Here is a 20822-nt window from a genome sequence, read left to right as displayed (position 1 = left end):
GGTTCCTTATCCCTTTGTTGGAGGCTCCTTACTGATTTGTCACTGGAAGTCGACAACGTCCGGACCTAATCCGGCGCCATGCGCTACTTCTTCCACATCGTCGATCGCCACGGGCTTTTTCCCGACGGGACTGGATACGAGTACCCCGATCAGGATGCTGCCGTCCTGCATGCAACGCGTATCGCGAGCGAGCTGGCAAGGGCCGGTGAATTCTTCCGCTCGAGCTTCGTGCTTATCGCTCGGGTTCCCCCTTCCGGTTCGATGGCCAGGCACGACCGGATCGCGACGACACCCTTGCGGAACGCCTGAGGCGTCTCGCTCGCGGGGGTCCGCACCGGCCCATTTCCTACCCCTGCTTCCTACATAGAAACCCGGATTTGCGGTCGGGAAAGCCGTCTCTAAGATTTTCGCCGAAAGCCTGACGGCATCGCGCGATCGGAGCTGCCTGCCGCCCTCGCCCCATGTCCGATCGGAAGGCCATTTTGCTCATGGCTCCTTCACCGACCGAGGTCGATCAAAAGCTGTCGCGCAATGCGCTCGTGGCGCTCGTGATCGGATCCATGATCGGCTCCGGGATTTTCGCCTTGCCGGCCTCATTCGGAAGGGCCACCGGAGTTCTCGGGGCAATGATCGCCTGGGCCATCGCCGGCACCGGCATGCTCATGCTGGCCTTCGTATTCCAGACACTGTCGCGCCGCAGGCCGGACCTCGATGCCGGCATTTACGCCTACGCCAAGGCCGGGTTTGGCGACTACATCGGCTTTGCGGCAGCAGCAGGCTATTGGATCGGCTGCTGCCTCGCGGACGTCGCTTGCCTCATTCTCATCAAAGCGACAATTGGACAGTTCTTCCCCATCTTTGGCGACGGTACGACGCCGGTTGCGATCGTTTCGGCGTCCCTCCTGCTGTGGGCCGTGCACATCCTAGTACTCCGGGGCATCAAGGGAGCGACCACGCTCAACACTATTGCAACGTACGCCAAGATCATCCCCATCGTTCTGTTTATCGGGGTGGCCATTTTCGCGATGCGGGGGGACCTCATCTCCCTGAATTTTTGGGGAACAGAGCATCCAACCGCAGGTTCGGTCCTCGCTCAGGTTCGCAGCACGATGCTGCTCACCGTGTTCGTCTTCGTCGGAATCGAGGGAGCGAGCGTCTATTCCCGCTACGCCAAGAATCGCTCTGACATCGGGATCGCAACGGTTCTCGGCTTCCTGAGCGTCCTGTGCCTTCTCGTCCTCGTGACTCTACTGTCTTACGGCATTCTGCCGCGGGACGAGCTGGGTGCGCTGGCGACGCCATCGATGGCCGGCGTGATGGAAGCGATGGTCGGCCGTTGGGGCAGCGTCTTCATCAGCATCGGCCTGCTGATCTCAATCCTTGGCAATTATCTCTCATGGTCGCTGCTCGCCGCGGAAGTTCTCCATTCCGCAGCAGTGAACCGCACCATGCCCTCGTTTCTCGCCAGAGTGAACGCGCATCAGGTTCCAGCCGGTGCATTGTTGCTGACCAATTGCGTCATTCAGGCCTTCCTTCTCGTCACCTGGTTTGCAGAATATGCATTCACGCTCGCGCTGAAGATGACGAGTTCGATGACTCTGATTCCGTATTTTTTCGTTGCAGCATACGGCCTGAAGTTGGCGCACCTCGGCGAGACCTATCATGCCGACGAGCGCGTCCGGAGGGTCGACTGGATCCGATCCGCCGTCGCAACAGTGTATGCCGCCGCCATGATCTACGCTGGCGGCCCGAAATTTCTCCTGCTGTCGGCGATCCTCTACGCGCCCGGCACCCTGTTGTTCTTCCTCGCGAAGCGCGAGCGCAAGGAGACGATCTTCAGGCCCCTCGAGGCCGTCGCATTCGGATCAATCCTGATCGCGGCCTTTGCTGGTATCTATGCACTCGCAGTCGGAGCCATCTCGATCTGATCGTCGCATCAGTCAATTGGAGGCGAACATGATGATACGGACTATCTGCCTTGTTCTTGTCCTTGGCGGAATGACGATGACGCAGCCTTCAACTCCGTCTATCGCCCAGCCGAGCGACAAGGCCGCGGCCGAGCCAAAACAAACGGGCGCCGCCGTGTCGGACAGCGCGAGGCCCAACACGAATACCAATCCGACCAAGCACCGCTACTGGCGACATCGCGGCGGCGCCCATCCGCACTATGGCAGCCGACGCGTTCGCACCTGACGCCACATCGCAGCTTTTTCGCCCACGGGACCAGGCTCGATCGATGAATGACGCGCGGACAGCAAACGCCGGACGACCGCGAAGTTCCCTGGCGGTCGGCCTCGCCTTGCTCGCTGCCTGCGTTGGCCTCTTTCTGGTGTGGCAAACCATCTCGAGCCTTCTGATCGTCTTCGCCGCCGTGCTGTTCGCGGCGTTTCTCGATGCCGTCGCGAGAACTCTGGCGCGCGTTCTCCCACTTGGCCGCGCCTGGCTGCTGACGCTGGTGCTTCTGGTGCTCGTCGCCCTGACCGGACTCGGACTCGCTTGGGGCACAGGCAAGTTGCCGGAACAGACACGCCTGCTGCTGAAAGTCATGGATTCGCAACTCGACGTCCTCCAGGAACATCTCATGGCGTACGGCGTGGACCTGCTCGGTCCGGAATGGGGGCGAGATTTCGCGCAATGGCTGTTCTCCGATCAGGGCCGATTTCTCAGTCATGCCCGCCTTGTCCTTGGCGGCGCATCGACCGTACTGACCGGCGCGCTGGTAATCGTGTTCCTCGGAATTCTTTTCGCCTTTGATCCGACCAGCCACCGCGAAAGCATTGTGATGCTGGTGAGGCTGTCATATCGCAACAGAACGCGCGCGGTCATGGACGAGATGGGCAAGGTCTTGCGGTTCTGGTTCGTCGGATTGCTCGTCCGTATCACGCTGATGACGCTGTGCGTGTGGCTCGCGCTCTACCTCATCGGGCTGCCGGGCCCTTTCGTGCTTGGGCTTCAGGCCGGCTTGTCGAATTTCGTTCCCTATCTCGGGCCTATCGTCGCCGCAATTCCGATCGCGCTCGTGGCGATGCCGATCGGCGGTTCATTGATGATCTGGGCCGTCGTCATCTACACCATCATCCAATCGATCGAGGGGTATGTGATCGGGCCCCTGATCCAACGTCAGGCGGTCGAGATCCCGCCCGCCTGGACATTGGTCGCAATCGTCCTCCTCGGCGCGCTGTTCGGCGTCATGGGCATCGCACTCGCGATGCCATTGGTCGCCGTCGGCCGCGTCGCGATCGTCAGGTTCTATATCGAGGACTATTTGGGCGGCAGCCACGTGCAACGCCCGCGAGAGACTGTGTCGCCTGTCGCGACCAACCAATTGGAGGCATGACATCAAATGAAGCAATTTCTAGCGACCCTTGGCGCTTCCATCCTGATCTTGGCCATCGCCTTGCCAGCGCGCGCCGAGACCTTCAGGGCCGGCAGGCTGCTGTGCGCGACCGCACCGCGTGTCGGACTTGTCCTCGGATCGGCGCAGACGCTGCGCTGCGTGTTTCACGCGCGTGGGCAGCCGCCGCGGCAGTACGTGTACGAAGGCAGGATCAGGCGCGTTGGTCTTGACATCGGCGTCACCAGTGCCGGTGTTCTGTCCTGGGCCGTCCTCGCCAGGAACTCGCGCGTCGGCCCTGGCAGCTTGCGAGGAAATTACGTCGGCGCAAGCGGCAACGTCGCATTGGGTCCGGGCCTGGGCGCCAATGTCCTCATCGGTGGCTCGCGTCGGTCCATCATGCTTCAGCCGCTCTCCGTCGAACGGTCCATCGGCCTGAACCTGGCCGCCGGGATCACCAACCTGACGCTTGGCGCGCGCGGAGCGAGATGAGCGTCCGTACCTGACCAGACGAACCTTCGAACATTTCCGCCGGCTCGCTCAGGGTTTCATCCGATACCGACACCGCGGGTTGGCGGCTACCGTTGGAGGCAATCGCGAACCGATCGCTGACCCTCTGTGGGGAGAGCCGTGTAACAAGAGGAGTTCTCATATGAACGCTCCCAGCCGTCGTGCCTTCCTTGGCTTTGGGTCGAAAGCGATTGCTGCCGTCGCGATCGGCGGCCTTGCCGTTCGCTTGATTGATACCGCAGAGGCGCTGCCCGTTGATTCCGGGCTTGGCACAGCCGGACATGACTCCGACCTTGTGACGCAAGCGCAGTGGTGGGGACCACCGCCCGCTCCCGGTTGGGGTCGGCCGCCGCCGCGCCGGCGCCGCCGCTGGGTTTGCTGGTGGCGTCGTGGTCGCCGCCATTGCGGCTGGCGATGGTAATCGGCCGGCGGTTGCAATCGTCCGCGGCCAGGCCTGGGACGCCTTTGCTCGAGTTCTGGAGCATACCATCCGTAACAAAGGTCAATGGCTCCTGCTAGCTGCCTTGGCAGCGCTTCTCATCGTGGTGTTCTGGTATGCCGTAGCGATCTGGCAAGCCACGCCGTCGATGCCGCGCTACGGCAACATTATCCTGGGCGTGGCGATGAGCTTGGCGGTGGTTGTCGGTTGCGGCCTGACGGCGCTGATGTACCACAGCCGGCGCAAGGGATACGACGAACCTGCGCGCACCAAAACGAAGGCGAAAAACGAAGGCAACTCGTTGTGATAAGCCCCACCTCGACACGGCGCGCTTGAGATCAGCAACCGGCACATACGCCAGTCAGTTCTGACAGCGCCGTTGGGGCGAAGCGCCCGGTCGACCGCTTCGCTTTGAAAGCGAATAGCAGTGATGCTCATCTGCCCTTGTTCAGAGGCATTTGTTGCCCGTCTCAAACGAAATTTGGAATGGCCAAGCCGCTCCATTTCGCTTCTCCTGCACATCTTCCCAGATCCGCATGGTGAAGCAGGAGCCATCCGTGACCGAACGCTTTTCTTCGCTCTCCCTTTCCCGACGCCACCTGCTGATCACCACCTCTGCGCTGGCAGCCGCTGCGCTGGTGGCAATGGCGGATATCACTCCGGCTCAAAGCGCCGGTGGTCCACCGAATGGCGGTGACATCACCTTCCTCATTGACTCGCTCGGCAGCACCTGGATCCCGAACAACAGCTCCATCTCCAGCTTTCAGGGCCACGTCTGGGGCCACGTGGCCGACAAGCTCGTCTATGTCGATGCCGACGGCAAGGTCAGTCCGTGGATCGCCGAGAGTTGGGAGCAGAGCAGCGACGCCACACAGTTCACCCTGCACCTCAAGAAGGGTGTGACATTTTCCGATGGCACCGCACTCGACGCATCGGCCGTCGTCGCCAACCTCGACATCTGGTACGCCGGGCGCAAGAATGAAGGCATCAACCCGGTTGGCCTCTTCCCGAAGACTTATGAGCGCGCTGAGGCGGTTGACGCGACCACCGTGAAGGTCTTCTTCAAGGCGCCGACGCTCGGCTTCATCCCGACGCTCGGTTATCACGGTTCGATTCTCATCTCCCCGAAGACTATCGCGCAGCCCGCAACTCAGCAGGCCGACCTCAGCAAGACTGCCGGCAGCGGGCCGTACGTAGTCGTCTCCTGGAAAGAGGGCGACTTCGTCAAGCTGGTCAAGCGCAAGGACTACAATTGGGGCCCGGCGGCCGTCGGTCATACCGGCCCGGCCTATCTCGATTCGATCACCTACAAGATCGTGTCCGAGCCATCGCTGCGGGTCGCCGCCGTCCAGTCCGGTCAAGCCGATGTCGCCTACAGCCCCTCGCCGCAGGAACTGAAATCGCTCAAGGACGCGGGCTTCACCACCGCAACCCCACGCTATCTTGGCTTCGTCAACGGCCTTGCGATCAACACCAAGCTGGAGCCGTACAACGATTTGAAGGTACGCCAGGCGCTCCAGGCCGGGATCGATCGGAAGGAAATCATCGACACGGTCTATACGCCCGACTGGAAGCTGGCGACGTCCTTCATCCAGAGCAATGTGCCCGGTGCGACCGACCACAGCGACCTCCTGGCCTACAATCCCGGCAAGGCCGAGAAGTTGCTCGATGAAGCAGGCTGGACCAAGGGCGCCGGCGGCATCCGCGCCAAGGATGGCAAGCAGCTGACGCTGACACTCTACTCCAACCCTTACCTTGCCACGGCCAAGTCGATCGACGAGCTCATCGCGCAGCAGCTTGGCAAGATCGGCTGGAAGGTGACCATCCGCGCCTACGACGTCGTGACGTTCGGCGAGAAGGTCAGGTTCGGCGGCCCGACCGTGCCAGCCTACGAGGTGACGCGCAGCTTCATTGACGCCGGCACGGTGGCCAGCATCCTCACCGATGCCAACAATGGCGAGAACTGGTTCAACCTCGGCGACAGCGACAAGAGGCTCAACGAACTGCGCGACAGAATCGCCGGCGCCGCCTCGACCGAAATTCGTGATCCGCTGCTCGACCAGTTGCAGACCTACGTCCTGGAGCAGGGCTACTTCATCCCGCGCACGCAGATCGTCCAGCGGATCTACGTGCAGTCCCCGAGGCTCAAGGGCGAGGTCTACAACGGCATCGCCTACGCCAGCTATTACACGGCCACGAAGGGCGAGTGAGGCGCAATGCGAGCGAAGAACGCGACGAGGGAGCCGGTATGAGCCATGCTTACCTTGCCTATGCCGCAAAGCGCCTCGCGCAGGCCTTCGTCGTGATCCTGCTCGCTTACGTCCTTACGTTCGTCGTCGTCAGCATCTTGCCGGGCGATCCCATCACAAACGTCCTGCGTGATCCCCAAAACGGCTTCACCGAGGACGAGATCAAAGCGATCATCGCCGCCCAGGGTCTGGACCAGCCCATTCCGGTTCAGCTCTGGACATCGCTGTCTCATTTCGTCATCGGCGACCTCGGCCTGTCGATGCGGTCCAACCGACCCGTCGCAACCCTGATCGCCGAGGTTCTTCCATCAACGCTGATCCTCGCGTCCGCTGCGTTCGCGATCGCGCTGCTGCTGGCGGTGACGATCGCCTATGGTACGCAATTCGTTCCGAAACGATTGGGACAGGGCTTGCTGCGCGGCTTCCCGTCGTTGTTCCTGTCGGTGCCCAATTTCGTCATCGGCTTGGTGCTGATCCACGTGTTCGGCTTCCAGCTCGGCCTGTTCCGCGTGATCGCACCCAACAGCTTTTGGGCGACCTTCTTCGCCGCGGTCGCGCTGGGCATCCCCGTTTCCGCGCGGATCGCCGAGGTGCTGATCGCGAACCTCGACAAGGAATCTGAGCAGGAATACGCTGCGGTCGCGCGCGGCCGTGGTCTGACGGAGATGCGCCTCTTCGCAAAACATCTGCTCAAACCGTCTTCGCTCCCGGTCGTCACCGTTATCGCACTCGCCATCGGTGAGCTGCTCGGCGGCTCGCTGATCACCGAGACAGTGTTCGGACGCACCGGCATCGGCAGCCTGGTGCAGCGCTCGGTGAGCACGCAGGATTTGCCTGTCCTACAGGCGGTCGTCTCGCTCGCGGCAGTCGTGTTCGTGCTCGTCAATTTGATTGCCGACCTTGTCTATCCGCTGCTCGACCCGCGCATAAGTCTGATCGGCGGTCGTAGGGTCCGCCCAACCGCCGCCGACGATAGTGCCGCGGCAACACCCGCGGCAGTGACATCATGACCCTCGCTTCCTTCTCCTCTGCCTCGCGCGTCACGACGATCAGCCGGCTGACCGCTCTTCGCGTGCCACCGACCGTCGCACTTTCCTTCGCGGTCATCGCGTTTGTGATTGCCTGGTCGCTGGCGCCAGACTTGTTCACGAGTCAGAGCCCGATCGTCGGTGTTCCCGCTGAGAAGCTGCTGAGCCCGAATACGGCGCACTGGTTTGGCACCGATCACCTCGGTCGCGACCTCTATACCCGCGTCGTCTACGGCACGGCGTCTTCGGTGACGAGCGCACTTATCGCGGTCGCCATCGCCGCCGTCATCGGCGGCCTCATCGGCCTGCTCGCAGGCTTCCTCGGCGGCTGGGTGGACATCGTACTCGCCCGCCTGGTCGACGTGCTGCTGGCGATCCCGAACTTCCTGCTGGCCGTGATCGTCGTCACTGCGATCGGTTTCGACACCACGAATGCTGCGATTGCAACCGGCATCTCGGCAGTGGCGGTGTTCGCGCGAGTGATGCGCTCGGAGGTCATCAAAACCCGGCAGGCGGTTTTCGTCGAGGCGGCGTTCCTGATGGGCGGCTCGCGCTGGCACATTCTGCTGCGACACGTGCTGCCGAACGCATCGCGCTCGGTGCTCCCGCTCGCAGTCTTGCAATTCGGCCTTTCGATCCTGGTGATCGCGAGCCTCGCCTTCCTCGGCTACGGCGATCCGCCTCCCGCCTCCGATTGGGGCCTGCTGATCTCGATCGGCAAGGACTACCTCAAATGGCCGTGGTTGGTGTACGCGCCCGCCTTCGTCACGATCGCGACCGTCCTCTCTGTGAACAGGATCAGCCGATGGCTGCGCAAGACAGACTGATCTCCAACAAACCCACGGGTGCCGAGCCAACTACGCCAGTGCCGCTACGCCCAATTCCACTGCTGCGGGTCGACGGCCTGTCGGTCTCCTACGGGCCGCACGAGGTCGTGACCAATGTCGGGTTTGAACTGGGCCGCGGCGAGAGCCTCGCTCTCATCGGGGAGTCCGGCTCGGGCAAGTCGACAATTGCCTGCGCATTGTTGCGGCTGCTCCCGAGCGGCGGGCGCGCCACCGGCCGGGTCGCATTCGAGGGCCAGGAGGTGCTTGGGATATCCGAGCGCGGCTTCCGGCCGCTGCGGGGACGAGCCATCGGATTCGTGCCGCAGGATCCCGCCAACTCACTCAACCCGGTACGGACGGTCGGCGCCCAGGCCCAGGAGGCCGCCGCGCTGCTCGACGAGCCTGACAAGGCGATCCGCAAGCAGCTCATTCTTGAGACGTTCGCCGAGGTCGGCCTCGACAACCCGCAACGCATCTACGACTCCTATCCGCATCAGCTGTCCGGCGGCATGCTTCAGCGCGTGCTGATCGGTCTTGCGATCCTTCCACGGCCGGCATTGCTGATCGCGGACGAGCCAACCTCCGCGCTCGACGTCACGATCCAGAAGCGGATCCTCGATCTGCTGACACGGCTGCAACACGATCTCAAGATCAGCCTGCTGCTCATTACGCATGATCTTGCGATCGCCGCCGAGCGGGCGGACGCGCTCGTCGTGCTCAAGGACGGCGTCATCCAGGAGGCTGGCCGAACCGCGTCTGTCTTCTCCTCGCCGGCGTCGGCCTACGCCAGGAAGCTGCGCGCGGACGTCCCGTCCCTCAACCCCGACCGTTACGCCGCGCTGCGCGACACGCGTTTTGGTACCCTCAAAACCGGCGACGGGACGGCACCGAAGATTGAGGTCAGCGCCGTCACGAAGACCTTCACCGTCGACGGCAAGACGCTGACGGCCGTCGACAATTTGACGTTCGCCGTTCCAGCGGGCACCACGCACGCGCTGGTCGGCGAATCCGGTTCGGGCAAGACGACGGCCGTCCGACTGTTGCTGGGCCTCGAGCAACCCGACAGCGGGACGATCTCGGTCGCCAGCGAGCAAATCACCGGTCGCTCGCCGGAGGCACTGCGCTCGGTGTGGCGCCACCTTCAGCTAGTGTACCAGAACCCGTTCACCTCGCTCGACCCGACCTGGACGATCGAGCGGCTGGTGCGCGAACCGCTCGACCGCTTCAGGATCGGAACGCGCAAGGAGCGCGACGAGCAGGTTCACGAGGCGCTGGCGGATGTCGGACTCGGCGAGTACCTGCTGTCCCGCAAGCCGGCCGCCTTGTCAGGCGGCCAGCGTCAGCGCGTCGCCATCGCCCGGTCGCTGGTGCTCAAGCCTGATGTGATCGTGCTCGACGAACCCACCTCCGCGCTCGACGTCAGCGTCCAGGCCGACATCGTCGAAGTCCTGCTCTCGCTACAGGCCAACCTTGGCCTGACCTATGTGTTCGTCTCTCACGACCTCGCGTTGGTGCGCCAGCTCGCCCACACCGTCTCGGTGATGCACCGGGGACGCATCGTCGAGCATGGGACCGTCACCGAGATATTCGACAATCCCCGGCAGCCCTATACGAGGTCGCTGCTGGCCTCGATCCCGTCAGGTGTCGCCAATGCCGCACAAGCACCGCGCCCTCTGCTGATGGCCGCCGCAGAATGACCGCGGACGGCCCCCGTCCGCTCAGTTCGCGTCATCGAGGGCGAGTACGGCAAAGCTCGCCAGCCAGTGTTCGCCCATGTAGTGACTGGCGAGATGGGGAAGACCCGCGGCCAGATGCTCTTGAGCTACCTCATGGGCAATCACACGCCGCGCGTCGTTTGCCGGCAAGGCATCGCCGAGAGAGCGCCAGCACCAGGCTCGGCTGAGATTGAGCCCGTCGAGATGGGCGATCTTGCCGTCAGTGCGATCGGTGACCGTCGCAGGGCGGAACAGCGTTGCCGGCTGCTTCTCGACGAGGCGCGGCAGAAACCCGTCGAACCACGGCAAGAACTCGTTCGGCGACAACAGCCGTCGCATGCACTCGGCCTCGATCAGGGCTGAGGATTGGAAATCGTCGCCGCTGGGCTCACCCCAGGCCGGGCAGTCGCGATCCTCGCCATACCAACGCAGCCCTGTTTCACGCAGCAGCTTGGCGAGCGCTTCATCCTTCCTGAGACCGGCGTAGTCTGCCGCCATGCGCAAACCGAACGCTGTGTTGAAGTGCGTACCGACGCGTACGGGATAAGTCGCGCGCGGCAGGAAATCACGAAAGCGCTGCGCGACGACCTCTGCCAGCGGTGCAAGGCTGCGCGCCCAGCGATCGTCGGACTGGAGCTCGAGCTCGGTCGCCAATCTCAGCAGCCAGGCCCAGCCATAGGGCCGCTTGAAGCCGCGGGCAGTCGGACGGGCAAAATAGGCGCACTCGGCGGCGACCTTCTCGGGAACGAATTGCGCGTCGAACAATGCGCGAATGTCGGGTGCCGATGCGAGGTCGGGAAAGCGGCGCAGCAGTCGCGCCAGCATCCAGTAGCTGTGGACGCAGGAGTGCCAGTCATAACTACCGTAGAAGATCGGATGCAGCTGACTCGGCGTGCGCGCATCCGCAGGCTCAGCCAGCGCATGATCGACATTGTTGGGATATTCGCGCCCGACATGGCCGAGGGCGATGCCGGCGAACTGGGCTGCGTGTTCGCGGGTGAGACGGGATGTGGTCATGCCCTGGCCTTTCGTTTGTCACGGCCGATCAGGGTCTCGATCAGGCGCGGCAGGATGTAGATCGGAAACTGGGTCGCGGCGAAGTATAGCGCCATGCGTGGCGAGGCGGCAGTGCCAAGCGCCGACCAGACCAGCCCGACATTGCGATTGCCAAGAATGAGCCCGACCGTCAGGCGCTCAGGCAGCATTCCCGGCAGCAACACGGCCCCCGCAATTTGAAGGGCCACATTGCAGGCGAACGCAAGGGCAACGCAGAGCATTGCCGCCGGCACATCCGCGGCGATCTGCGCGCGAATGCCGGCCATGGTCGCCACCGCAAAGACCAGAAGCGCGGCGATGATGATCCCGTCGACCACATCGCCATGAGCGGCCAGAACCGGCGCCGCATGCCGGCGGAGCAGGAAGGCAAGGCCCTCGGCGCTGCCGATCAACAGCGCCAGGCGCATCGCGAGCTCAAACGCGCTGATCTCGAGCCCGCCGAACCAACCGGCGAGAAGTGGGATCGTGACCGGCGCCAGCACCATGGACAACACCGTCACCACGAGCGGCACCGCGCCGTCGAGCTCGAGCATGCGTGCCACCGCGGCGGTCCCGCTCGACGGCGGAGCCGAGACGGCGAGCACGATCGCGAGCGCGAGTTCCGGAGCAAGGCCGACGCCACGACCGGTCGCGCCGATCATCAGCGGGCAGCCGACCATGACAATTGCCGGCAAGAGCACGGACAGCGACGGCCGGCGCAACGCCGCGATGACGGCCCCGCCATCGATCCGCAGCAGTGTCCCGAGCACGATCAGGAAGATTGTGGCGGGCATCAGCGGGCGTGCCAGATCCGCGAGCGCCGGACACACCAGCCCTAGCAGGACGCCGAGGGCCAATAATGTCGGTCCGCGCGGGATAACGAGCAGGAGGGAGGATCGCATACGCCTCGCCCAATCAGGTCTTCCACGCCAATAGACCACTCTCCGCGGCATTCTTGAAATCGATTTTAGATATGCTTACCATTGCTCAAATGAATTTAGCTTCCGTCGATCTCAATCTCCTGGTTGCCTTCGAGGCGCTGATGGAGGAGCGCAATGTGACCCGCGCCGGCGCCCGCGTTGGCCTCGCCCAGCCGTCCATGAGCAGCGTGCTGACCCGCCTGCGGGCGCTGTTCGGCGACGATCTGTTCGTGCGCTCGGCCTCGGGCATGCGGCCGACGGCCAAGGCGCTGTCGCTGGGCCGGCCGATCAGCGAAGCACTCGGACAAATCAGAGGCGTGCTGGCGCCTGAATCAGCCTTCGACCCCGCGGCCGCCCGCCGTCGCATGTCCATTGCGGTGACCGACTATGGCGACCTCATCGTTGTGCCGCCGCTGGTCGCGGCACTGCGACGGGAAGCGCCTGGAATCGATCTCGTGGTGCGTCCCATCATCGACACGGCTTTGAGCGTCGCAAGCCTCGAGCATGGCGATATCGACGCGCTGATCGGCGGCCATCTTCCCGCTTCCACGCGCATCACCCGGACGACGCTGTTCGAGGAGCATTTCGTCTGCATTCGCGATGCGAAGCGCGCCAGGCAGAAGGCCCGGCTCACCAAAGACGACTACACCCGCCTTCCGCATGTCCTGTTCTCATCGGCCGGCGGCGACGGGCTTCCGGGCGCGATCGACACCATGCTGGCCCGGCACGGACACAAACGGCGCACGGCGGTCACGCTCGCCCATGTCGTGGTCGTGCCGTTTGCGGTTGCCGGCACCGATCTCGTGGCAACCATGGCCGAGCGCATCGCCCGACGCTTCGCCTCATCGGCAGGCGTGTCCGTCGTTCCGCTCCCCTACGATGTCGACGCCTTCACCATCGACCTCGTCCACACCCGCCGCGCCATGACTGACCCGGCACTGCGCTGGTTCATCGAACTGGTCAATCGTGTTTGCAGGAAGCTCTGACGAACCAACGGGCCGGCAACGGGCCGCTATTTCGGCGCAATCACCTGAGCGATCTCCCAGACATGACCTGAAGGGTCGGCAAAGGACGCAGTTCGCCGTCCCCAGGGGCGATCGATCGGGCCATTAAGCAGATCGACGCCGATCGCCCGCAGCGCTGAGCAGACCTGATCGACGTCGACGACCCTGATCGTCAGGAGTGCGCGCGCCCCTGCGGAGGACTGCGCGACACGCAGCGGCTCGACAAGCGGAGGCGCCCGAGACACGTCGAGCAGATTGATCAGGAGCCCACCAAATCTCAGCACGGATGAGACCGCATCTTCCCAGACCGTCTCGGACGCGAACACTTTCGCGTAGAAGGCTTTCGCCGAAGCAATGTCATCGACGAACAACGTAATGACTTCGACTTCGCTTGGCAGACCAATGGTCATGTCGCACTGCTCCTCACCGTTGCAGGATCGGCCTGCGTGAACGAGACAAGCCGCGCACCGTGATATCTCACGATGTCGCGGCCTGACGCAATTCCGGCGAACCGGGCAACTGCCCGGCCTGGAAGCCGTGGTCCTAGTTGAACAGGTCGGGTTCCGCCTCGGTGATCCAGTCCCAGAGCGGCTGGAAGCTGAAATAGCCGCCCTTGTGGGTGCCGACCTGCCGCGAGGTCAGGCTGGCGATCTCGTGCGGGATCGTCTTTGGCGTGCCGGCGGCCTCGGCAAGCAACTGGGCGCGCGCGGCATTGTCCATCGCGATGTACCACCACGCCGCAGCCTCGATGGTTGGTCCGACCGTGAGCAGGCCGTGGTTCTGCAAGATGGCGGCCTTCTTCGATCCCAACGCTTGCGCAATCTTGCGGCCCTCTTCCGCCTCCAGCACGACGCCGGAGAAGGGATCGAACAGCACGTGATCCTCGTAGAAGGCGCAAGAATCCTGCGTCAGCGGATCGAGTAGACGGCCGAGCGCCGACCAGGCCTTGCCGTAGGTCGAATGGGTGTGGGCCGCCGCGATCACCTCCGGATGCGCTGCATGGATCGCCGAATGAATCACGAAGCCGGCCTGGTTGATCGGCTTGTCGCCGATCAGGATGTTACCGTCGTGATCAACGAGCTGAAGATCGGACACCTTGATCTGGCTGAAATGCTTCGACAGCGGGTTGATCCAGAACCGCTCGGGAAACTCCGGATCGCGCACGGTGACATGGCCCGCGAGCCCCTGATCGAAACCGTAGCGCGAGAACAGGCGGAACGTGGCGGCAAGCCGCTGCTTGCGGTGCAGCCGCTCTTCCTCGAACGACGCCGCCGGCGTGCGCTCGACCAGGGAATATTTCTTCGGCTTGTCGACGACCTTGTTCATGGTTGCGGCTCCTTCTCTAGTATTCGAGATTCCTGTCGAAGACATCGGCCAGCGGGACGCCATGCGCATAGGCATCGAGGTTGACCAGCGTCTTGTCGGCCAGTCGTTTGGTGTCCTCTCCACCCGTCCACGACACGTGAGGGGTCAGGACGACCTTGGGGTGGGTATAGATCGGATCGCCCTCTGGTGGCGGCTCGGGGTCGGTGACATCGAGCGTCGCGCCGGCGATCCGCCCCTCGTCGAGCGCTTGCAACAGCGCGCCCTGATCGACGATCCGCCCACGCGCGACATTGATCAGGTGCAGAGATGTTTTGGCCCGCGCCAATACGTCAGCGTTGATCAGACGATTCGTCTTGGTCGTCGCCGGCAGGGCAAGGACGAGATGATCGGAGACCTCGACCAGTTGCTCGATGCTTTCGACGGGCTCTATGCCCGGAACACCATATGGCCAGGCCGAGCGTCGCAAAACCCTGATGTTGACGCCGAACGGCTTGACGCGCTCGACGACGGCGCGGCCGATGGCGCCGAAGCCCGCGATTCCGACCGTCTTGCCGCTGAGCGAGCCCAGCGGGGTGATCTTCCATTCGGCGCGGCTGCGTGGCCGGATGTCGTGGATACGCTTTTCGAAGCCGAGGATCGCCGCAAGGACATATTCCGCGATTGGATCGGCCGAGATGCCGCGGCCGACCGTGACGACGGGACCGTCGAGCAGCCACGCCGGAAAGAAATCGACTCCTGTCGATGCGGTCTGGATCCAGCGCAGGCCGAACGGCCAGCCCGCTGGCTTGTCCGCAGGCGCCTTGTGCCAGCCCGCCAGTGGCCGCGTCAGCAACACGTCCGCCTCCGGCGCAACCTCCCATGGTGCGAGATCGGCAGGGTGATCGATGATCAGCGGGCGCGACCAGTGATCGGCCAGCGCGGCTCGAATGTCCGCGCCGAGCTGATTGACGATGATCGGTGATCGCACGCTGGTGGATGCGGATCTACTTTCGACGCGGGGAGTGTTCATGTCAGCTCACGATGGTAACGATCAGGACATGCTAGGCGCTCGACGCAAGATAGTCATTTCAAAAATGGTGGGTGTCTTGTAACAGGAGGACAACACGCCTCGGCAAGGCAAACGAATTCGTCTCTGTGTAGCCGACTGAGGCTATTTCCTCTCGATGACGTCAAGCGGCGCCCCTTTCGGCTGCGCCGCAGCCTCACCAGCGCGACGAAATACGGTTTCCATCAGCCACTGCTCGTTCGGAAAGCGATCGGCCCATTCGTCCCAGCCGGAATGCTTCCGGTATTGGCCGAGACGACCGGAGGCCACCACCTCCTCCACATTCACATCGACGCGGCGATCGCAATCCGGCGCGACATAGATCGCATCCGCCTGGCAATAGAGCTCGCACAAGAAACAGGTCTGGCAGTCTTCAACGCGCGCGAGAACCGGCAGGCCGGCTTGCCCGGGATCGATCACGTTGGCCGGACAGACTTCGATGCATGTCCCGCAATCCGTACAGCGGTCCGCGAGGATGAGTTCGATCATGATGCCGCCTCGAGTTGACCCGTTCCGGTCGTCGCGGACGGACCATCGGCGGCCACCCAGACCTGATCCAAGCCGCCGCTCAGCAATCGGTTTGCAGATCGGGGATCCAGTGAAGGAAAATCCTCGCGGCGGTGCAGGCCCCTGCTCTCGTTGCGTGTTGCCGCCGTGGCGACCGACCAGCGCGCGGTTGCCAGCAGCGCCGCGGTCTCGCGCGAAGCGATCGTGCCCGTGTGGTCGTGATCCGCCAATTCGGTCCACAAGCCTTCAAGCGCACGCGCGGATGCTGCAAGTCCCTTTCCGGTGCGAAACAGATTCTTGTCGAACGGATGCATTTCGGCACGCACGCTGGCTCGAATCGCAGTGAGATCGACGGTCTGCACGCGCCTGCGCGGCTCGCGCCCGAGACCAAGTAGCCGAAAACGGCTCGTGCCCGTCTTCACGCCGCGTGCCACGCGCGCGGCGGCCCGTCCGGCGAACACACCCGATGAAAGCGCCCAGGCCGAATTGACATTGCCGCCGCCGGAGATCGCGCCCGCAACCTTCTCGCGTGAAGCATTGTCACCGGCCACGAACAGGCCTGGAACCGATGTCGTGCCATCCACATCGTGCACCCGCACTCCTCCGATGCCCCGAATGGTGCCGTCATTGTGCAAAGTGATCTCGAACCGGTCGCGGTATGGATCGATGCCCCAGCGATCGAACACCAGCGGCACGTTCGGCGAGATCGTATGCAGCCGCGCCTTGATGTTATCAGGCAGACGATGCAGCGAGCAGTAGACCGGGCCGCGCTGGAGCGCGCGCGCAAGACGGATAGTCTGGTCGGGGCCGAACGGAAGATCGAGCTCGTGCCCGTCGGCGTCGTAATAGGTCGCAAACGCATAGGCCATGGTTCGCGTCATCGTCGAATGCGCCGGCGCAATGGTGTAGGCCGCAGTGAACTCCATGCCGGACATCTCTGCACCTGCCTCGGCCGCCATGAGATAGCCATCCCCCGTGTTGGTCCACGATCCCAGAAGATGGGACAGGAAGCTGGTCCCGCCGGCTGCGAGCACCACCGCTCCCGCCTCGATCTGGTACGCCCGCCCGCCATCCTGCCGGCGCTGGCCACGGACACCGCCAATCGAGCCATCGGATCGCGCCAAAAGTTCGAGGACCGGCGAATGATCGAGGATGGTGACGCCGTGGCTCAGCACCTGCTGGCGCAAGGCGCGCATGTATTCGGGCCCCCGCACAGCGCGGTAATTCACCCGTCCCTCGTCATCGACCCCGAATTTGTAGTAGCGGGCCAGCGTCGGCAACGTGCGCCAGGTCTGGTCGAGGATGCGATACATCCACTCCGCTTCGCCAAGACCAAGGCCGCTCGCAACACGATTGGCCACGGCCGCATCGCGCGCCGCCGGAGGATCGGGCGGGACCCACCAATGACCCGGCCCAGCCGCGGCCGTAACGCCACTGGTGCCGCAATAGCCCTTGTCGGCCAGAACGACTTTCGCCCCGGCCTGTGCAGCGGATGTCGCCGCCCAGGCGCCCGCCATCCCGCCGCCGACGATCAGCACGTCGGCATTTATCGACAACTCTTCGGGTGGCGATGACGCCATGCTCTCACGCTGCTTTGCGCGCACCGGCGCCGGCGTCGGCGGCTGTCAGCGCCTGGCTGAGATCCGCCAGGATATCGTCGGGGTGCTCGATCCCGACCGACAGGCGCACATAGCCAGGCGTGACACCGGCGGCGAGTTGCTCGGCCGCGGTGAGTTGTTGATGCGTCGTCGACGCCGGATGAATGGCCAGCGACCGCGCGTCACCAATATTGGCGACGTGATAGAACAGTTTTAGCGCATCGATGAAGCGCCGGCCGACCTCGACGCCGCCTTTCAGCTCGAAGCCGACGAGGCCGCCATAGCCGCCTTTCAGATAGGCGTCCGCCCTGCGCCGGTTCTCGCCGCTTTGCAGGCCGGGAAAGATCACGTTCGAGATCAAGACGTGCCTGGCAAGGAAGTTCGCGACCTTGATGCCATTCTCGTTGTGCTGACGGATGCGCAGCGGCAAGGTTTCGAGCCCCTGGATGAACTGGAACGCGTTTTGCGGCGCGATCGATGCACCGAGATCGCGCAGCAGCCTGACGCGCGCCCGCAGGATGTAGGCGATCGGGCCGAGCGGCTTCGCGGCCTCGGTCCAGATCGCGCCGTGGTAGGCGTCGTCGGGCTTGTTCAGAAGCGGAAAGCGATCGGCGTGCGCCGCCCAGTCGAAATTGCCGCCATCAACGATGGCGCCGCCGATCGCAGTGCCGTGGCCGCCGATATACTTGGTCGTGGAGTAGACCACCACCGCAGCGCCGTGCTCGAATGGACGTGCAATCAGGGGCGACGCCGTATTGTCGAGAATGAGGGGAACGCCGAGCGATCGGCCGATGTCGGCGACCTCCTTGATCGGAAAGACGTTGAGCTTGGGATTGGGAAGCGTCTCGCCGAAATAGGCCCGCGTCCCGGCGTCCGTTGCGCGGCGGAAGTTCTCGGGATCCGCTGGATCGACGAACCGGACCTCGATGCCGAACTGTTTCAACGTTTGCGAAAGCAACGTCCAGGTCCCGCCGTAAAGATCGGTCGAGGAGACGACATTGTCGCCAGCCTGCGCGATGTTGAGAATCGAAAATGCGGTGGCGGTCTGCCCCGACGCTACGGCAAGCGCAGCCGCTCCGCCCTCCAACGCAGCAAGCCGCGTTTCAAACGCGTCCTGCGTCGGGTTGCCGATGCGGGTGTAGATCGGGCCGAGCTGCTCGAGCGCGAACAGGCGCGAGGCGTGATCGGTGTTCTCGAACTGGAACGACGTGGTCTGGTAGATCGGAACCGCCACGGCGCCGGTGGCCGGATCGGCGCGATACGATCCGCCGTGCAATGCCAGCGTCTCGAAGTTCCGGGTCTCCAAAGCCATCTGCAACTCCTTCGCTCTCAAGGGCTCGCGCGGCGCTCGGTCCGCCTCGCCTGTCGATCGAAGGATGCGTTTGGATTTCTGCGCTGTCGAGCGGGTAGGGAAAATAGCGATGCGCGTGCTGCCTGATCGCGGTTTCGGAATTCGTTTGTTCCTGATCGTTCGCCGAATTGGAAACAAACTCACTCGCACAAAAGAGTCCCAGAGTGGGCAAAGGGCGCTTGCTCAAAAACAAAAATCTGAAAAACAACCCCATGCACAGTAGAACCGCCACCGGCCGGTTGCCGGGGGTGGGGCGGCTTAAGCCCAGGTCAGGCTTGGTTGAATCGACACGCGGGCGCAGAATGCGACGCAGCTCTCCGTGGCGAGGGCAAACCACCAAGCAAGCCTGATTTCATCAAGCTCAGGCCCTTTGACTCGTCGGGCAAAACAGCGGCAAGATCGGATCGTGGAAATCAGGCTCGCGAATGATATTCTCGCCCAGCCACACTCCAGCGCAGCCTTTCCCTACCGAGAGCGACCACCGCACAGCGAACGTTGCGAATTCGCGCATACGACAGTTTTGCGCTTCATTCGACGGTCGCGGCACGATATCTGCGTCTATCGCAAAGCCACCGACGGAACGTGCTATGCTGCCACGCCAATTGCACCTGAACGTCAACCTGCTTCACTCCGGCGTCTATCCGTCGGCATGGCGGCTGCCGGACAGCGATCCGCGCGCCTTCTTCGATCTCGGCCATTACGTGCGTGTGGCGCAGATTGCAGAGCGCGGTAAATTCGATGCGATCTTTCTGGCGGACTCGCCGGCCGTGAACGACCGCATCGACTATCGGTCGTTCACGTCGCTGGAACCGACGATCGTGCTGGCGACTGTCGCGGCCGCGACCAGACATGTTGGGCTGATTGGAACGGTGTCCACAACTTATAACGAGCCCTACAACATCGCCCGCCGCTTCGTGACGCTCGACCATGCCAGCGGCGGACGCTCGGGATGGAACGCGGTCACGACGGCCGACGCTGCTTCGGGCCGGAATTTCGGCCTCTCGTCCGTGACCGAGCACAAAGCGCGCTACAAACGCGCCAAGGAATTCACCGAAGTCATCCACGCGCTGTTCGATAGCTGGGAGGACGACGCTTTCGTCGGCGACAAGGCCAGCGCTCGCTTCGTTGATACCTCGAAAGTGCACCCGATCGCCCATCGCGGCCCGCATTATTCGGTGGCGGGTCCCTTGAACGTCCCACGATCGCCGCAGGGACGCCCGGTCACCGTGCAAGCGGGCGGGTCGAACGACGGCCGCGATTTCGCGGCCGCCTACGCCGAAGCCGTGTTCACGTTGGCACAGAGCATTGAGGAAGGCGTCAGCTATGCCCGCGATCTGCGCGCACGGGCCGCCACCTACGGCCGTTCCGGAGATTCCATCGTCATCCTGCCGGGACTTGCCACCGTCATCGGCAGCACCGAAGCGGAGGCCAGGCGGCGGCAGGACGAACTCTGGGAATTGGTACCGATCGAATACAGCCTGGCGCGGCTTGCCGGCACGCTCCAGATCGACCCTGCACTGCTCGAGCTCGACAAGCCCCTGCCCGATCCGTTGCCGTTGCCGGTCAACGCCAATCACACCATGTTCCAGGGCACCGTGAATCTCGCCCGGCGCGGCAATCTGACGGTACGGCAGCTTATCCGCGCGCTCGGCGGCGGCGTCGGGCATCGCATCATCGTCGGCACGCCGGAGCAGATCGCCGATGATATCGAGGCCTGGTTCAAGGCCGGCGCCGCGGACGGCTTCAACCTGATGCCGGATGTGCTGCCGTCCGGGCTGGAGACCTTTGTCGATACCGTCGTGCCGATCCTTCAGAAGCGCGGGCTGTTCCGGACCGAATACACGGGATCGACGCTCCGCGATCATTTTGGCCTGCCGCGACCGGAGAGCCGCTTCGCGAAGCAGACGCCGGAGGTGGCATCGGCCTAGCCGCTT

19 protein-coding genes are annotated in these 20822 nt (G+C 63.6%); 11 read left to right on the top strand and 8 right to left on the bottom strand.

Translation table 11 applies throughout. The annotated features are described in order from the left end of the window. The first annotated feature begins 78 nt into the window (after positions 1-78). From UB31_RS29685 to UB31_RS29640, 9 genes are all read left to right on the top strand, one after another. The gene (locus UB31_RS29685; RefSeq protein ID WP_045008578.1) at positions 79-309 is read left to right on the top strand and encodes a DUF6894 family protein; all 231 of its coding nucleotides are present in this window, start codon (positions 79-81) and stop codon (positions 307-309) included. Between the two features lie 179 nt (positions 310-488). Beyond that, the gene (locus UB31_RS29680) at positions 489-1928 is read left to right on the top strand and encodes a basic amino acid/polyamine antiporter (RefSeq protein WP_045008853.1); all 1440 of its coding nucleotides are present in this window, start codon (positions 489-491) and stop codon (positions 1926-1928) included. Between the two features lie 308 nt (positions 1929-2236). Further along, on the top strand, positions 2237-3337 hold the full coding sequence (locus UB31_RS29670; RefSeq protein ID WP_045013424.1) for an AI-2E family transporter: 1101 nt from the start codon (positions 2237-2239) through the stop codon (positions 3335-3337). 6 nt (positions 3338-3343) lie between these two features. Continuing rightward, positions 3344-3826: a DUF992 domain-containing protein gene (locus UB31_RS29665; protein ID WP_045013423.1), complete on the top strand. Its 483-nt coding sequence runs from the start codon at positions 3344-3346 to the stop codon at positions 3824-3826. A gap of 407 nt (positions 3827-4233) precedes the next feature. Next, entirely contained in the window at positions 4234-4590 is a 357-nt protein-coding gene (locus UB31_RS29660) for a hypothetical protein (protein ID WP_245306099.1), read from the top strand. A 250-nt stretch (positions 4591-4840) separates the two neighbouring features. Beyond that, a complete protein-coding gene (locus UB31_RS29655; protein WP_045013522.1) occupies positions 4841-6493 on the top strand; it encodes an ABC transporter substrate-binding protein in 1653 nt (550 codons plus the stop codon). Between the two features lie 38 nt (positions 6494-6531). Further along, positions 6532-7542, top strand: coding sequence for an ABC transporter permease (locus UB31_RS29650; RefSeq protein ID WP_045013422.1), 1011 nt, complete (start codon positions 6532-6534; stop codon positions 7540-7542). After that, positions 7539-8387, top strand: a complete 849-nt coding sequence (locus UB31_RS29645; RefSeq protein WP_045008582.1) for an ABC transporter permease — start codon at positions 7539-7541, stop codon at positions 8385-8387. Before UB31_RS29650 ends, UB31_RS29645 begins: the two co-directional genes overlap by 4 nt. Then, complete coding sequence (locus UB31_RS29640) at positions 8366-10084, top strand: dipeptide ABC transporter ATP-binding protein (protein ID WP_045008583.1); 1719 nt, start codon at positions 8366-8368, stop codon at positions 10082-10084. The genes UB31_RS29645 and UB31_RS29640 overlap by 22 nt, the downstream gene beginning before the upstream one ends. Before the next feature lie 21 nt (positions 10085-10105). Here the strand turns inward: UB31_RS29640 and UB31_RS29635 are convergent, their stop codons facing one another. Together UB31_RS29635 and UB31_RS29630 are read right to left on the bottom strand one after the other, a co-directional pair. Beyond that, positions 10106-11119 carry a DUF2891 domain-containing protein gene (locus UB31_RS29635; protein ID WP_045008584.1) on the bottom strand — a complete coding sequence of 338 codons (1014 nt, stop codon included), beginning with the start codon at positions 11117-11119 and terminating at the stop codon, positions 10106-10108. After that, positions 11116-12039 carry a membrane protein gene (locus tag UB31_RS29630; RefSeq protein ID WP_045008585.1) on the bottom strand — a complete coding sequence of 308 codons (924 nt, stop codon included), beginning with the start codon at positions 12037-12039 and terminating at the stop codon, positions 11116-11118. The genes UB31_RS29635 and UB31_RS29630 overlap by 4 nt, the downstream gene beginning before the upstream one ends. Before the next feature lie 89 nt (positions 12040-12128). Between UB31_RS29630 and UB31_RS29625 the strand changes: the two genes are divergently transcribed. Continuing rightward, positions 12129-13043: a LysR family transcriptional regulator gene (locus UB31_RS29625; RefSeq protein ID WP_045008586.1), complete on the top strand. Its 915-nt coding sequence runs from the start codon at positions 12129-12131 to the stop codon at positions 13041-13043. Positions 13044-13069: 26 nt separating this feature from the next. Here UB31_RS29625 and UB31_RS29620 read toward each other — a convergent pair whose 3' ends face one another. The 6 genes from UB31_RS29620 to UB31_RS29595 all read right to left on the bottom strand — a co-directional run bounded on the left by UB31_RS29620 (position 13070) and on the right by UB31_RS29595 (position 18849). After that, positions 13070-13471 (bottom strand): VOC family protein, encoded by a 402-nt coding sequence (locus tag UB31_RS29620; RefSeq protein WP_045008587.1) that lies wholly within the window; start codon positions 13469-13471, stop codon positions 13070-13072. 133 nt (positions 13472-13604) lie between these two features. Beyond that, on the bottom strand, positions 13605-14387 hold the full coding sequence (locus tag UB31_RS29615) for a class II aldolase/adducin family protein (protein ID WP_045008588.1): 783 nt from the start codon (positions 14385-14387) through the stop codon (positions 13605-13607). Positions 14388-14403: 16 nt separating this feature from the next. After that, complete coding sequence (locus UB31_RS29610) at positions 14404-15396, bottom strand: NAD(P)-dependent oxidoreductase (protein WP_045008589.1); 993 nt, start codon at positions 15394-15396, stop codon at positions 14404-14406. A 141-nt stretch (positions 15397-15537) separates the two neighbouring features. Continuing rightward, positions 15538-15921 (bottom strand): 4Fe-4S dicluster domain-containing protein, encoded by a 384-nt coding sequence (locus tag UB31_RS29605; protein WP_045008590.1) that lies wholly within the window; start codon positions 15919-15921, stop codon positions 15538-15540. Continuing rightward, positions 15918-17519, bottom strand: coding sequence for an FAD-dependent oxidoreductase (locus UB31_RS29600; protein ID WP_045013421.1), 1602 nt, complete (start codon positions 17517-17519; stop codon positions 15918-15920). Before UB31_RS29600 ends, UB31_RS29605 begins: the two co-directional genes overlap by 4 nt. 4 nt (positions 17520-17523) lie before the next feature. Continuing rightward, positions 17524-18849, bottom strand: coding sequence for an O-acetylhomoserine aminocarboxypropyltransferase/cysteine synthase family protein (locus tag UB31_RS29595; RefSeq protein ID WP_045008592.1), 1326 nt, complete (start codon positions 18847-18849; stop codon positions 17524-17526). Between the two features lie 626 nt (positions 18850-19475). Here UB31_RS29595 and UB31_RS29590 point away from each other — a divergent pair. Beyond that, on the top strand, positions 19476-20816 hold the full coding sequence (locus tag UB31_RS29590) for an LLM class flavin-dependent oxidoreductase (RefSeq protein ID WP_045008593.1): 1341 nt from the start codon (positions 19476-19478) through the stop codon (positions 20814-20816). The last annotated feature ends 6 nt before the right edge of the window (positions 20817-20822 follow it).

The sequence above is a fragment of the Bradyrhizobium sp. LTSP849 genome (assembly GCF_000938255.1).
Classification (GTDB): Bacteria; Pseudomonadota; Alphaproteobacteria; order Rhizobiales; family Xanthobacteraceae; genus Bradyrhizobium.
Note: the sequence above shows the minus strand (reverse complement) of the source record. Positions and strands in the feature narration are given on the sequence as shown.

Coding starts and splice junctions, on each gene's coding strand:
- UB31_RS29600 (WP_045013421.1), bottom strand. CDS start 17,519: ATGGCGTCATCGCCACCCGAAGAGTTGTCGATAAATGCCGACGTGCTG.
- UB31_RS29620 (WP_045008587.1), bottom strand. CDS start 13,471: ATGACCATTGGTCTGCCAAGCGAAGTCGAAGTCATTACGTTGTTCGTC.
- UB31_RS29595 (WP_045008592.1), bottom strand. CDS start 18,849: ATGGCTTTGGAGACCCGGAACTTCGAGACGCTGGCATTGCACGGCGGA.
- UB31_RS29635 (WP_045008584.1), bottom strand. CDS start 11,119: ATGACCACATCCCGTCTCACCCGCGAACACGCAGCCCAGTTCGCCGGC.
- UB31_RS29665 (WP_045013423.1), top strand. CDS start 3,344: ATGAAGCAATTTCTAGCGACCCTTGGCGCTTCCATCCTGATCTTGGCC.
- UB31_RS29590 (WP_045008593.1), top strand. CDS start 19,476: ATGCTGCCACGCCAATTGCACCTGAACGTCAACCTGCTTCACTCCGGC.
- UB31_RS29610 (WP_045008589.1), bottom strand. CDS start 15,396: ATGAACACTCCCCGCGTCGAAAGTAGATCCGCATCCACCAGCGTGCGA.
- UB31_RS29650 (WP_045013422.1), top strand. CDS start 6,532: ATGAGCCATGCTTACCTTGCCTATGCCGCAAAGCGCCTCGCGCAGGCC.
- UB31_RS29680 (WP_045008853.1), top strand. CDS start 489: ATGGCTCCTTCACCGACCGAGGTCGATCAAAAGCTGTCGCGCAATGCG.
- UB31_RS29615 (WP_045008588.1), bottom strand. CDS start 14,387: ATGAACAAGGTCGTCGACAAGCCGAAGAAATATTCCCTGGTCGAGCGC.
- UB31_RS29685 (WP_045008578.1), top strand. CDS start 79: ATGCGCTACTTCTTCCACATCGTCGATCGCCACGGGCTTTTTCCCGAC.
- UB31_RS29625 (WP_045008586.1), top strand. CDS start 12,129: ATGAATTTAGCTTCCGTCGATCTCAATCTCCTGGTTGCCTTCGAGGCG.
- UB31_RS29605 (WP_045008590.1), bottom strand. CDS start 15,921: ATGATCGAACTCATCCTCGCGGACCGCTGTACGGATTGCGGGACATGC.
- UB31_RS29645 (WP_045008582.1), top strand. CDS start 7,539: ATGACCCTCGCTTCCTTCTCCTCTGCCTCGCGCGTCACGACGATCAGC.
- UB31_RS29640 (WP_045008583.1), top strand. CDS start 8,366: ATGGCTGCGCAAGACAGACTGATCTCCAACAAACCCACGGGTGCCGAG.
- UB31_RS29670 (WP_045013424.1), top strand. CDS start 2,237: ATGAATGACGCGCGGACAGCAAACGCCGGACGACCGCGAAGTTCCCTG.
- UB31_RS29630 (WP_045008585.1), bottom strand. CDS start 12,039: ATGCGATCCTCCCTCCTGCTCGTTATCCCGCGCGGACCGACATTATTG.